The 13,167-nt window shown below is 55.4% G+C and carries 11 protein-coding genes; 10 read left to right on the forward strand and 1 reads right to left on the reverse strand.

Features of this window, described 5'->3' with window-relative positions; all coding sequences use genetic code 11:
* The first annotated feature begins 13 nt into the window (after positions 1–13).
* The 10 genes from BW950_RS13920 (at position 14) to iolG (ending at position 10,692) form a co-directional block, all read left to right on the forward strand.
* A complete protein-coding gene (locus BW950_RS13920; RefSeq protein ID WP_499697572.1) occupies positions 14–94 on the forward strand; it encodes a hypothetical protein in 81 nt (26 codons plus the stop codon).
* A 142-nt stretch (positions 95–236) separates the two neighbouring features.
* Positions 237–1,646 (forward strand): ABC transporter substrate-binding protein, encoded by a 1,410-nt coding sequence (locus BW950_RS13925; RefSeq protein WP_076489910.1) that lies wholly within the window; start codon positions 237–239, stop codon positions 1,644–1,646.
* Positions 1,647–1,856: 210 nt separating this feature from the next.
* Entirely contained in the window at positions 1,857–2,711 is an 855-nt protein-coding gene (locus BW950_RS13930) for a carbohydrate ABC transporter permease (protein ID WP_083944050.1), read from the forward strand.
* 16 nt (positions 2,712–2,727) lie between these two features.
* Entirely contained in the window at positions 2,728–3,597 is an 870-nt protein-coding gene (locus tag BW950_RS13935; RefSeq protein ID WP_076489912.1) for a carbohydrate ABC transporter permease, read from the forward strand.
* A 61-nt stretch (positions 3,598–3,658) separates the two neighbouring features.
* Entirely contained in the window at positions 3,659–4,750 is a 1,092-nt protein-coding gene (locus BW950_RS13940; protein ID WP_076489913.1) for an ABC transporter ATP-binding protein, read from the forward strand.
* A 135-nt stretch (positions 4,751–4,885) separates the two neighbouring features.
* Positions 4,886–5,746 (forward strand): PfkB family carbohydrate kinase, encoded by an 861-nt coding sequence (locus tag BW950_RS13945; protein ID WP_076489914.1) that lies wholly within the window; start codon positions 4,886–4,888, stop codon positions 5,744–5,746.
* A gap of 267 nt (positions 5,747–6,013) precedes the next feature.
* Positions 6,014–6,961, forward strand: coding sequence for a sugar ABC transporter substrate-binding protein (locus tag BW950_RS13950; RefSeq protein ID WP_076489915.1), 948 nt, complete (start codon positions 6,014–6,016; stop codon positions 6,959–6,961).
* A 59-nt stretch (positions 6,962–7,020) separates the two neighbouring features.
* The gene (locus BW950_RS13955; RefSeq protein ID WP_076489916.1) at positions 7,021–8,538 is read left to right on the forward strand and encodes a sugar ABC transporter ATP-binding protein; all 1,518 of its coding nucleotides are present in this window, start codon (positions 7,021–7,023) and stop codon (positions 8,536–8,538) included.
* Positions 8,539–8,584: 46 nt separating this feature from the next.
* Positions 8,585–9,580, forward strand: coding sequence for an ABC transporter permease (locus BW950_RS13960; protein WP_076489917.1), 996 nt, complete (start codon positions 8,585–8,587; stop codon positions 9,578–9,580).
* Between the two features lie 98 nt (positions 9,581–9,678).
* A complete protein-coding gene (gene iolG, locus BW950_RS13965; protein ID WP_076489920.1) occupies positions 9,679–10,692 on the forward strand; it encodes an inositol 2-dehydrogenase in 1,014 nt (337 codons plus the stop codon).
* Between the two features lie 878 nt (positions 10,693–11,570).
* Here iolG and BW950_RS13975 read toward each other — a convergent pair.
* Positions 11,571–12,638, reverse strand: a complete 1,068-nt coding sequence (locus BW950_RS13975) for a GGDEF domain-containing protein (RefSeq protein ID WP_159438814.1) — start codon at positions 12,636–12,638, stop codon at positions 11,571–11,573.
* Positions 12,639–13,167 lie beyond the last annotated feature (529 nt).

A 13,167-nucleotide genomic window follows, 5' to 3' on the forward strand; every position in this document is an offset into this window, starting at 1 on the left:
GAACTTCCTTCTCATGAACGCCATGGGCCCCAACGTGGCCGGTGTGATCGGATCCGCCGTGGCCGCGGGAGTGTTGCTCGCTCTTGCCGGTTAGGGATGACGTCAGGATGGCATTGGTATGAGGAATCCTGTGAGAAACCTGTGAGGAAATCGGGGAAATATTTCCTTGCCTTATACCAAATGTCGTTCTATCATGAACATCTGACAATGTGATGATACGTTTATAGGAGGTAATTATGAAACGTTGTTTAATGAACGCACTCATTGGTGCATTGCTGGTTGCGCTGGTAGTTCCGATGGCTTTTGCCGGAGGTTCAGGGGAAAAAGAGGCAGGGCCCGAGAGGGTGACCATCTCCTTGTGGGCGGGGAACGCTCCTCCCGATGGGCCGGACCGGTATCGTGCGCTGAACCTGATCACTGCACTGGAGAGAATGCAGGCAGAGATGCGCCAGGAAGGTCGGGAAATCACCCTGGTTGCCGATGCTGTGAGCGATCCCGCTGGCTGGACCGAGTTCAAGCGGCGCTTTGCTCTTTCTGCTGAGGCAGGAGAGGCTCCGGACATCGTTGTTTCGGGTCACACCGACGTGGCGCTCTGGGCGCAGTCCGGATACATCGTGCCTGTCGCCAACTCTGTTGCCGAGGTCCAGGCCATGTATCCCCAGTTTGCCGACGTGATCGAGCCCTTCTGGGATTCTGTTACGTGGAACGGCAAGATCTGGGGTGTCCCTCAGGACACAGAAGCCCGCCCCATGTACTTCAACAAGGTCTTGCTGAAGGAAATGGGCTGGAGCGATGCCGAGATCGATGCTCTGCCCCAGCAGATCCGGTCGGGTGAGTTCACTCTGGACGATCTGATCAAGACTGCCCAGGACGGAATCGATCAGGGAGTGGTGAAGCCTGGCTACGGCTACTGGCACCGACCCTCCGCTGGTGGTGACTTCACCCAGTTCTACGTTGCCTACGGTGGCGAGATCTACGATGCTGAGAGCGACCGTCTGGTGATCAGCCGCGAGCCCCTGCGGAAGTTCTTTGACTTCCACCGCCGTGTCGTGACCACGGGAATTACTCCCGAGAACTTCATCGGTACCAGTTGGGACGTCTGGCACGACACTGTGGTAAACCACGATGTGCTGTTCTTTAACGCTGGTGTCTGGTCCTGGGCTGGCTGGGCTGTAAACAACGCTGCCGGCGGTGAGGCAGAGCTCTTCGAGAAGTTCGGCTACGCCCTGCAACCCTCGGGTATCCCCGGAGAGCCCGGCGTAACGCTGTCGCATCCCGTGATCTACATGGCATGCAGCGAGCGGGCAACGCGCCGGAGCAACCAGGATCTGGTTATCCGTGCTATCGCTCACATGACCGACACTGATCTGAACACACGCCACGCTGTCATCAGTGCTCATACGGCTATTCTGAACTCTCAGCTGGATGATCCCGATTACCTTGCAGCGGAGTTCCTCTCCGACGTGAGTTACATGGCCGACTACAACTACTTTGCCCCGAACCACCCCTCCTACGGCCAGTGGTTCGACGTAGTGTACCGCACCATGGTATCGGTTCAGGCCGGTGAGGTCACTCCCGAGCAGGGTGTGGATGAAGCAGTTCAGCGGTTGCAGCATGAGCTGGGAGACGCTGTTGTCGTCCGATAAGCTACGGTAAGAAGCGGCGCATCTTAATTTTGACGCATTCTGTCCGTCCCCGGTCCGGGGGCGGACAGGGTGCTGACATCTTTTTCCAAAGGAACAAACATGGAAGCCTCCAAATCGCTGAGCGGGTTGTTGTCAAAAATTTTCCCTGCCAGGAGCCAAAGAAAGCCGAACCGTGCCTGGTTCTGGTTTCTGTTGCCCTCGGCGTTGATTATGCTGATATTCTACTTCCTGCCGGTTGTGCTGACAGTGCTGATCTCTCTCACCAATATGAGTACCATCACGGGACTTGATCGGTGGAGTTGGGTCGGACTGGAAAACTACCGGCGGATACTGGGATATCCCGATACCATCAGAAAATTTTGGCTAACACTGCGCTACGTACTGTTTACGCTGGTATTCTTTAACGTTGGAATGGCCCTGGTCATTTCGCTCATCACAACCCACATCCCGAAAAAAGCCGGTGCTTTCTTTCGCGCTGTCTGGTTGCTGCCCCGGATTACCCCGGTGGTAGTCTACGCTTTCATGTGGCAGATCATGGCTGCCGCTCCCCCTCACGGGATTATCACATCCATGATCCTGGCCCCCCTGGGCGGCTCAACAACTAACTTAATACCCCAGCACCCCTTTCTGTTCATTGTTCTCATGAACGGCTTTGTCGGTGCGTCTTTCGGCATGATCATCTTCACCTCGGCAATAGAATCGATACGAAAAGACATAATGGTCTCATCTCTGGTGGACGGCGCATCGATCCTCCAGCGGATTCGCTACATCATTCTGCCGCAGTTGAAATGGCCCATGCTCTTTGTGACCACCTACCAGACGCTCTCGTTGCTGACCTCCTACGAACACATCCTTGTTCTTACGGGTGGAAACTTCAACACCGAGGTCTGGGCGCTCTGGTCCTTCAACCTGGCCCTGAACAGCTACTACGGAAACTTTCAGTACGCCATGGGAGCAGCTATTACGACCATGCTGGTTGTGGTGGGGCTCGTGTTTTCGCTGGTATACATGCGGTACTTCCGGTTCGATGACCTGGTGCAGGAACCGAAGATCGATGTGCTCTAGAAACGAGGTATAACAAATGAGGCCGAAGATACTATTTTTCAAATCTGTGCCGATCGCTCTTATTCTGGTCATATCGGCGCCGATTCTTCTGGGCTACCTGTGGGTCTTTGTCCGTACGTTCAGCGTGAATATGTACGGTATGCGTCCCATCGGCGGCTTTACCATGCGGAACTGGATGACTATCGTCAGAGATCCCCTGTTGTGGCGTCTTGCGGGAAATACCCTGATCCTGGCAACGGGCTTGACGGTCGGCATTCTGCTGATCTCCTGTGCCGCCGCCTATCCCCTGGCGCGAATGACCTTTCGCGGGCGCAAGGCCTATCTGTCCCTGTCGCTGGTTCTCCACGCTTTTCCCAGCGTGACCCTGCTGATCGCGATCTTCTTTGTCTTGCGCTTTATCGCGGGCATACCGGTGATCGGCCGGGGAATACCCATCATCGGAGGGTTCGGATACAACACCCTGGGTGGTGTTATCCTGGTGAGCATCTCCTTTTTGCTGCCCCTGGGAATCTGGCTCATGAAGGGATTCTTTGACAACGTCTCGTGGGATCTGGAACGGGCTGCCCTGATCGACGGTTGTTCCCGGTTTCGCACGTGGTGGCAGATTCTGATTCCCCAGATTCGTCCGGGTATCGCTGCCCTGGGAATTTTCTCCTTCATGCACGGGTGGAGTGCCTTTATCATTCCCTACACCTTCATGCTGGATGACAGAACCTCGGTCATGTCCACCTACCTGAACCTGCTCACCAGCGGGGACAGGGCGATCGATTATGGCTTGGTCTCGGCCGTAGCGCTGTTTCAGCTCTTGCCGATTCTCATGTTTTACATCTTTACCCAGAAATACCTCCTCACAATTTTTGGCGGCGGCATGAAGGGTGGCGGCTGATCCCCTGAAGGGTTGATCATCTGCATCTAACACGAAAGAAAAGGAATTAGGGGATACAACAATGAAAATGGAATTGGTGAACCTGAACAAAACGTTCCGTGACGCCGTTGCCGTGCGGGATGTCTCGCTGGAAGTTGGCCACGGAGAACTTGCGGCCTTTCTCGGCCCCTCGGGCTGTGGAAAGACAACAACCCTGTTGAACATAGCCGGAGTCTATAAACCCACGTCGGGAGACATCCTCTTTGACGGCGTGCGGGTGAACGAGCTCCAGCCCAAAGAGCGGGATATCGGGATGGTCTTCCAGAGCTACGCCCTCTATCCCCATATGAGCGCCTACGAGAACATCGTCTTCTCGCTGGTTCTGAAAAAGCGTCCCAAGGACGAGATGCAGCGCGAAGCAAAGCGCGTGGCCGACATGCTCGGAATCGGACACCTTCTGGACCGCTCGCCGGCCCAGCTCTCGGGAGGTCAGCAGCAGCGCGTGGCCCTGGCCCGGGCCCTGATCAAACGGCCCAAACTGCTCCTCTTCGATGAGCCCCTCTCCAACCTGGACGCCCGGTTGCGGATGTCCATGCGGGAAGAGATCAAGCGCCTTCAGGTCGAACTGGGAATTACCAGCGTCTACGTTACCCATGACCAGGTAGAAGCCATGTCCATGGCCGACAAGGTTGCGGTCATGCAGGACGGAAACCTCCTGGCCTACGTTCCCCCGGGAGAACTCCACGAGCGTCCCCGGACGATCTTTATCGCTCAGTTTATCGGAAGTCCCTCGATGAACATCCTGGACGCGGAGTTTGTCATGAAAGGCGGAAAACCAACCGCTATTCTTGCCGGCGGAAAGGTTGAGCTGGAGGTTCCCAAAGAGCGGGTGCCCAAACTCTCGGGCGAGAAACGCGCCGTGAAGCTTGGTATTCGGCCCGAAAGCGTCTTCCTGGAACCCCAGGCCACGGCCGACGCCTATTCGGCGGTAACCTTTGTAGAGTCCATGGGGCGGGAAAACCTGGTGGTCTGCGACGTAGACGGCCAGCGGATCCAGTTCCTCTCGGCTCCGGGTGAATCGGTTCATCTGGGAGACCATGTGGGGATGAAGTTCGACATGGCCAGTGTGCAGTTCTTCGATCCCGAATCGGGACTCTCCCTTCTCTGGTCTTGAGGTTTCCGGGGGCTTGAGGCTCCCGGGCCGGAGATTTCGCAACGCCCGGGCCGGGACTGAAGAAGTCCCCGGCCGGGGGAAAATAAACTAACCACAGGGCGGGACAGAGGTCCCGTCCTTTTTTAAGAGGATACCATGCACGACATTATGATGATTGGTCACGTTTCCAAGGATATCATCGAAGATCCCGAAGGAGTCCAGCACGTCTTTGGCGGCCCGGTGATCTATTCTTCCGCTTCGGCAACCCGCACGGGAGCGTCGGTTCACGTGGTGACCAAGGCCTCCCGGGAAGATCAGGAAAAACTCTCGATCCTCCACGAGTGCGGAGCCACGGTGACGGTCCGCGAGAGCCCCGAGACCACCTCGATCCATAATCTCTACGAGACATCGGACCACGAGCGGCGAACGGTAACGCTCCTCTCCTCGGCCACCCCCTTTACGCTGGACGAAATCCCCGAGGACACAGTAAAGATCTACCACCTGGCAGGACTCTTTGTGGGAGAGATCCCCGAGACGCTGATCAAGGATCTGGCAGGACGAGCCCCCGTGGCGATCGACGCCCAGGGAGTGGTTCGCTTCTCCCGGGAGGGGGACATGATATTTCGGGACTGGGAAGCCAAAAAGGAATACCTCCCCCACGTGCAGTTTCTGAAAACCGACGCCGCCGAGGCGGAGTTGCTCACCGGCACCAGCGACCGTGATGCCGCCGCCGACAAGCTCCTGGAAATGGGAGCCCGGGAAGTGATGATCACCCACAACACGGAGGTTCTTATCGCAGCCCGGGACGGGGAGCGGTTTCGTTCTCCCCTGAACCCCCGGAACCTTTCGGGACGGACCGGCCGTGGCGACACCTGCTTTGCTGCCTATCTGGCCCGTCAGCTCACGCACCCCCGAAAAGAAGCCCTGGCCTACGCAGCAGCCCTGGTGAGCATCAAAATGGAAGCTCCCGGCGTGTTCCGCGGAACGGTGCAGGACGTGCTGGACCGCATGGTCTGAGACATTCAGGGGCTGATGTCCCTGACGTGCACCATCTGACATACACCAACAGAAGAATTTGAAAAAAACGGTTCGGAGTTCTATTGTAAAAAGTAGGCTCCGGACCGTTTTTTTTCTTGCGCTCAATCAAAAGTCAGCTTATGATATGATCAGACAATGTGATTATAGGTTAAACAGAAACGATCGCAGAACGGTACGCCGAGCGTGCCGGTTCAGTTTGGTTTGAGCCGGTTCATGGAACCGGAGAAAAAACGATGGAGGTACAGAATGAGACGGATTGCTTTAGTGCTGGCAGTATTGCTGGCAACAACAGGATTGGTATTCGCCGCAGGCGGACGAGAGACGGCGCGGGACGGATACATGGTTGGTTACGTGTGCAACAACTTCAACGACACCTTTCAGACCTATGTTATGGACGCGGCCCGGGATTACTTTGTCGAGGTTGATGACGTATCGATCACCTTCCAGGATGCCCAGGAAGACGTGATCCGGCAGCAGGACCTGGTGAACACCTTTATCACCCAGGGAGTAGATGCCCTGATCGTGGTTCCCGTGGACACCAGCGCCATGTCTCCCATTATTCGCGCAGCCAGTGAGGCAAATGTTCCCCTGATCTTTGTAAACCGCAACCCCTTTGGCGAGACAACTCCTCCGGAGAACGTCTACTACGTGGGTTCCCAGGAGATCGTGGCAGGTCGCATGCAGATGGAAGAGATGGGAAAACTGCTGGGCGGCGAAGGCGGCGTGGCAATCCTCATGGGACGGCTGGATAACGAAGGCGCTATTCTCCGCACCGAAGGAAACGAGGAAGTTATCGCCGAGGAGTTCCCCAACATTCGGGTTCTTGCAAAGGAAACCGGCCTGTGGCAGCGCGATCAGGGAATGTCCCTCACGGAAAACTGGATCACCGCCTACGGCAACCGCCTCAACGGTATTCTGGCCAACAACGACGAAATGGCCCTGGGTGCAGCCGAGGCACTTCGCAGCGCCGGCCGGACCGACGTCCCCGTCATGGGTGTCGATGCGATCCCCGATGCGCTGGAAGCGGTGCGGCAGGGAATCCTGGCTGCCACGGTTCTGCAGGACTCGGTTGGCCAGGGCGGCGGAAGCGCACGTCTTGCTCACCAGATCCTGAAAGGCGAGTCAGTGGAGCAGGTCACCTGGGTGCCCTTCGTGCTGATCAACCAGGACAACCTGGATCAGTTCATAGACTAACCAGACGACAGGGGGAGGGGGCTGTCCCCCTCCCTCATTGCGTGTGAAAGGGAGTACTGATGTCGGCAGAGAATAATCTTCTTGAAGTGTCAGGGGTGGTGAAGAAGTTCCCCGGTGTTTTGGCGCTTAACAACGTCTCCCTGGAGGTAGCTCCCGGAGAGATTCACGCCCTGATGGGCGAGAACGGCGCGGGGAAATCCACTCTGGTAAAGTGTATCGCGGGAATACAGGCTCCAACTTCAGGAAGTATCGTATTTAAAGGCGAAGAGATCACAGAGTTCACCCCCAAAAAGGCTCTGGACCGGGGTATTTCCATGATTCACCAGGAGTTAAGCCCTGTGGTGCACCGGTCAATCATGGAAAATATCTGGCTCGGCCGGGAACCGCTGAACAAAATCGGCCTGGTGGACCACAAGGCCATGTACCAGAAAACAAAGCAGGTTCTTGCCGAGATCGACCTTCAGGAAGATCCCCGCACCCTGATGGAGAACCTGTCGGTTGCCAAAATGCAGATGATCGAGATCGCCAAGGCGGTGTCCTACGATGCAAAACTGATCATCATGGACGAGCCTACATCGGCACTGACAGGGAAGGAAATTCAGCAGCTTTTCAAGATTGTCCGCGCCCTGCGCGACAAGGGAAAGAGTATCATCTACATATCCCACAAGCTTGAAGAAATCTATGAAATAACCGATCGCGTTACAGTCTATCGTGATGGTACCTATATCGGGACAGAGGTCACAAAAGACCTGTCGGTCCAGAAGATGATCAACATGATGGTTGGCCGCGATGTGGACGAGCTCTTCCCCAAAACGCCCTGTCCCATCGGAGAGGTCAAGCTGGAGGTTTGCAACCTCAGTCACAGCCGTTTTTTCCGCGATGTGAGCTTCACGGCACGAAAGGGAGAGATCCTGGGAATTGCCGGGCTTGTTGGCGCGGGCCGAACCGAACTGATCCAGACAATTTTTGGCATCTACAAGAAATCCTCCGGTACCATCCTGATCGATGGCAAGGAAGTAGAGATCAAATCGCCCAAGGACGCCATACGGGCAAACATGGCGCTTCTGACAGAAGACCGGCGGACCTCGGGGATTTTCCCCATGCTCTCGGTGGGATTTAACATGACCATCGCCAGCATGGGCCAGTTCATGAACAAGGTAAAATTGCTCAGCGCACGGAAGATCGCCCGGAAGTCGGAGGAATACCGGAAGAGCATCCAGGTAAAGACCCCAAACCTGGACCAAAAGATCATGTTCCTCAGCGGCGGGAACCAGCAAAAGGTCCTGGTGGCGCGCTGGCTCATGACTCAACCGGATATTCTCTTTCTGGACGAGCCCACCCGGGGGATCGATGTGGGAACCAAGGCGGAGATACACCGTCTTATCAGCGAACTGGCAGGGCAGGGCAAGACGATCATCATGGTCTCGTCGGAGTTGCCCGAGGTAATGGGAATGAGCGACCGTATTCTGGTGATGTGCAAAGGTGTCGCCACGGGAATTGTGGAGAACACCCCCGATCTCACCCAGGACACGCTTATGGCCTATGCAACAAACACAATGAACAAGGAAACTGCCTGAACAGGCACAACCACGATTTCTCGGACCACAACTGGAGGATACAGATATGCTGAGTTCGCACGGTATGCAGACGGAATGGGTTAAGGAAAAGCTGAAAAAATACGGTATCGTTGTCGTCTTGTTTCTGATGATTGTTGGTCTCACCATCGCTGAGCCCAACTTCCTGGGAAGAACAAACATCTTTAACATTCTCACCCAGGCATCGATCTTCGGGATCATGGCCCTGGGGCTCACCTTTGTCATCATTTCCAAGGGAATCGACCTCTCGGTTGGATCGATCCTGGCCTTTGCGGGGGTGGTGGCGGCCAGCGTGGCCCAGTCTTCCCTGGCAACCAACAAATACTATCCCAACCTGGGTGAGCTCCCCCTGCTGATCCCCATTCTGGTGGCTCTGCTGATCGGGCTTTCCTGTGGTGCGCTGAGCGGGTTTTTTATTGCCAAGACCAAGATTCCGCCCTTTATCGCAACCCTGGGTATGATGACGATTGCTCGCGGATTTGCCTTGATCTATACCAACGGACGTCCCATCAGCAACCTCGATTCCATGAGTGTTATCGGCGGTCGCCTGTTTGGCGTGGTCCCGATCCCGATCCTGATTTACGCCGGGGCGATCGCCCTGAGCTGGATTCTTCTGAATAACACCAAGTTCGGAAAGAACGTCTACGCCATCGGCGGGAACGCCACGGCCGCAGAGGTGTCCGGTGTGGATGTGGACAAGAACCTGATCATGATCTACGCCTACAGCGGACTCATGGCGGGCCTTGCCGCGGTGGTCTTCGCCGGTCGCGTGGGAAGTGTTCATCCCGGAGCCGCCCAGATGTACGAGCTCACGGCAATCGCCGCCACCACCATCGGTGGAACAAGTCACTCCGGTGGAATCGGAACGATCTGGGGAGCCGTTGTGGGTGCCCTGGTTCTGGCGGTGATGCGGAACGGTTTTACCCTCCTGGGGATCGATGCCTACTGGCAGCAGGTCACCGAGGGAGCAATCATCATTGCAGCGGTTATCATTGATATGCGGAAAAACGCCCGCAAGGATTGATGCCCCGCATAGAACAGGTGGCGGTCGATAGAAATCGGTGGAAATCGACAGAAATCGATGGCAGGAATCAGAGAGTGGACCAGAAGAGAGGCAGTACCATGAAGAACATTCGAATCGGATCGGTAGGGCTGGGGCGCCTTGGGTTGCGCCACGCCGAGAACGTTGCAAGCAAGATTCCCGGGGCGTCGTTGCACGCCCTGTGTGATCTGGACGAAACCCTCTTGGCCCAAACAGCGGATCGGCTGGGCGTGCCCTATCGCTATACCGACTTTGACCAGATGGTTCAGAACGCCGAGATCGATGCGGTGGTGATCGTCTCGCCCTCGGGGCTTCACACCGGCCAGATCGAGGCAGCCCTGAAAGCAGGCAAGCATGTCTTCACCGAGAAGCCCCTGGGGGTCACCGTGGAAGAGTGCAAAACGGCAGAACGGGCCGTGGAGGCTCACCCCGATCGGGTCTTCATGATCGGCTTCATGCGGCGTTTCGACGAATCCTATATGTATGCCCACGAGAAGGTGATGCGCGGGGACATTGGCAAGCCCGTGCTCTTCCGCTCCTACAGCCAGGACCCGGAAAGTTCCATCGAGGGGGCGATCAAGTACGCCGGCCACAGCGGAGGCCAGTTCCTGGATATGGCCGTTCACGATATCGATCTGGCCCGGTGGTTTGTGGGAAGCGAGCCCCAAAACGTCTACGCCATTGGAGGCTGCTATGCTCACCCCGAGTTCGGTCAGTACAACGACGGTGACAACGTATCGTGCCTCATGAAGTTCCAGAACGACGCCATGGTCTTTCTCTTCGCGGGACGGACAGCGCCCCACGGGTATAACGTGGAAACCGAGATCATCGGCACCACGGGAATTCTGCGGATCGCTTCGGTACCCCAGAAAAACATGGTGGAGGTTCTTGATTCTCACGGCGTGCGCCGGGAGTGCTCCGACAACTTTCTGGACCGCTTTGAATCCAGTTACGTCCGGGAAATCCAGGAGTTTGTGGACTGCATCCGGGAAGACCGGAAACCCTCGGTATCGGTCTACGACGGAACCAAATGTACCGAGATCGCCTATCGGTGCAAGGAAGCCTTCGAGACGGGTCAGCTTCTGGAGTTCTGATTCCGGCCGGGGCCCCCGGGAGTCTCGGGGCCTCCGGTGAAGAAGAATTGGCATTGAAACAATCGGGGCGAGAGGTCGTTTATCCCCCTTGCGGCCTCTCGCCATTTTTTTGGCATACATAGTTACTTTTTGACAGTAATATCATTCTGAGGGCGGTCCGGATTTGCCGGAGTCGTGATATAATCCCGGCCATGTTGCGAGTGTTGAGGCCCGCACTATGTGATTTATGAATCAGGGGATATAACCGAACTACTGTAGTTGAGACGTGAAAGAAAGGAGGAAGAATGAAAAGACTGTTCCAACAGATCCGGTTGAGGCTCTTTCCACCAATCGGCAGGACTGCTGCTCTTGCCATTGCGCGGCAGAGATGCGCCTCGGAACCGGATCTATTTTGTATCTACCGGCGGCTCCCTGCGAATGTCCACATTTACCGTCAACCTGAAGAGCCGTGCTGGTTTATCAGTGCGCCGTGGAACGACGGGAGTGACGGGCTCATACTCAGAAGTTCTCGCTTGCTCCTGATCTCTAAACAGACGGGCGAAGTCCTCTACGACGGTTCGGCGAATGATGAGGGATGATATGGGGATGGTTGCCGTTTCTCCCTACGTTATGGACGCAGTCCGGGATTACTTTACCAGGTTGAAGAACATCTTTGCCTCCCGACGATCAATCGGCGTGTAGCCAATCCCGTCGCCGACGGTAAAGGCGCACAGACTTTGTGCGCCGTGACCAGAGCAGGATTGTCTTTCACCAAAAAGGCAGACGGTGGGCCTTCGGTAGTCTTGATTCACTCAAAGTCCACCCTCCGGATCACCGCCTTCCTGTTCCCATTGCTTGGTATTCAATCATTGCACAGAAGAGGTATTTCTGCTCTTCCTTCACGCGCGGACAATACAGTTGCGATTTGCGCGCTTGGCTTCATAAAGAAGTGAGTCCGCCACCTCCAGCGGATCGCTGTCGGTAACCAGACTGATCTCCGTGACTCCGGCGCTGATGGTTAGGGGGGTGCCTTCCGGCCACAGGGCTGTCTCTATCTTCTTGCGCACACGCTCCAGAATCTCCCAGCCCTCACGCAACTTGGTATCAGGCAAAATTATGAGAAACTCATCACCCCCGTAACGTCCGACCAGATCTTTCTGTCGAAGGTTTTCCTGGATCATTTGGGCAATACGATACAGAGCGCTGTCCCCGGCGAGGTGCCCGTGGGTGTCGTTCAGGCTTTTAAAGCGGTCCACATCAACCATCGCTATCGTCACCATGCGGTCTCCGGCAATTGCGGAACGGACGGAATCATTGAGAACATCCGTAATATAATGACGATTATGCAAACCGGTGAGAGGGTCTGTGGTGGCGATGGCCTGGAGGGTGTCCTTTTCCGTGATCAGATGACGATTCTTTTGGGCAATCTCTTCATTCTTGGCCCGAAGCTCATCGACCAGCGCGTCCGCCCGTTGCCGTTCGCTGAGATAACTATCGATGAACACCGATAAAAGAAGTGCAGTAGATACAAGGGCCACTCCGAGCCCAAAAGAGAGGTCGATGTACATTGCGGTTGGGGATTCGTAGCCGATGATCAGGTGGGGCATGTGGTACTCTGCAAGAATCAGCCCGGCGGTCACCAGAAAAAAAGTTGCCAGCATTACAATCCGCAGCCTGCCATGGAGCAATACCGCCAACAAGCCGGCGTTGAAGATAAAATAAAACGGGATACTGCCCAGAAAACCTCCATTAATAACCCACATGGTCGGGAAAAAAACCAGGCTCAGCATGAAGGAAATCACCAGTACCGGAAAATCGTACTTGCGGCCAATCCGGGAAACCGCGTACATCGCCACCGTCACAACGCCGCAGCCGAAAGGTATTACCACAGTGGCCCAGCCCAGCTCCAAAACGTGGTTCATGAAAGCCCCGGAAAATGACATTCCAATACCGATGAGCAGAACCACATGAAAGACCCGGTGGTGCAAAGAGAAATCTGAAGAATCCCCGAGCATCGCATCGATGAACGGAAATTTCATAAATCATACCCCATTTTTGAAGCCGATACGCAAAATACGTAACATCTCAAAGGAGTCAATACATATACCTCACTTTCGCAAGTAAAAGCAGAGTTACGAATTATTAAAATCATAGGAAAAGTAATCCCTGAGCGCAAGCTCAAGAAAGAAGCCCGGGCCGATATTACACGAAGACGCCGGCGCGACTGCGCTGTTCTATCCGAAATCGGAGCCACATGGTCTATGCGAGAAAGCACGCGCGCCAGAGGGGAGGGCCGGATGGAAACAGCAAAACCTAGATCTCCCACCGTTTCACCGCGCGGTTTGAAGCGGTAAACTCGATCGCGTTTTTGAATACCTCAAATTGCCTTCTTCTATCTACAAATACCGTGACGTAAGGTAGTTGACGTATTCTTTATGTTCACCGGGCAGGTGTTTCTGTATTCGCACGATGAGTTCCTGATAGGTCATGTTGTGA

This window comes from Alkalispirochaeta americana (assembly GCF_900156105.1).
GTDB classification, from domain to species: Bacteria; Spirochaetota; Spirochaetia; order DSM-27196; family Alkalispirochaetaceae; genus Alkalispirochaeta; species Alkalispirochaeta americana.

Excerpts from the sequence above, each read along its gene's own strand:
- BW950_RS13920 (WP_499697572.1), top strand. The coding sequence starts at position 14 with ATGAACGCCATGGGCCCCAACGTGGCCGGTGTGATCGGATCCGCCGTG.
- BW950_RS13925 (WP_076489910.1), top strand. The coding sequence starts at position 237 with ATGAAACGTTGTTTAATGAACGCACTCATTGGTGCATTGCTGGTTGCG.
- BW950_RS13930 (WP_083944050.1), top strand. The coding sequence starts at position 1,857 with ATGCTGATATTCTACTTCCTGCCGGTTGTGCTGACAGTGCTGATCTCT.
- BW950_RS13935 (WP_076489912.1), top strand. The coding sequence starts at position 2,728 with ATGAGGCCGAAGATACTATTTTTCAAATCTGTGCCGATCGCTCTTATT.
- BW950_RS13940 (WP_076489913.1), top strand. The coding sequence starts at position 3,659 with ATGAAAATGGAATTGGTGAACCTGAACAAAACGTTCCGTGACGCCGTT.
- BW950_RS13945 (WP_076489914.1), top strand. The coding sequence starts at position 4,886 with ATGCACGACATTATGATGATTGGTCACGTTTCCAAGGATATCATCGAA.
- BW950_RS13950 (WP_076489915.1), top strand. The coding sequence starts at position 6,014 with ATGAGACGGATTGCTTTAGTGCTGGCAGTATTGCTGGCAACAACAGGA.
- BW950_RS13955 (WP_076489916.1), top strand. The coding sequence starts at position 7,021 with ATGTCGGCAGAGAATAATCTTCTTGAAGTGTCAGGGGTGGTGAAGAAG.
- BW950_RS13960 (WP_076489917.1), top strand. The coding sequence starts at position 8,585 with ATGCTGAGTTCGCACGGTATGCAGACGGAATGGGTTAAGGAAAAGCTG.
- iolG (WP_076489920.1), top strand. The coding sequence starts at position 9,679 with ATGAAGAACATTCGAATCGGATCGGTAGGGCTGGGGCGCCTTGGGTTG.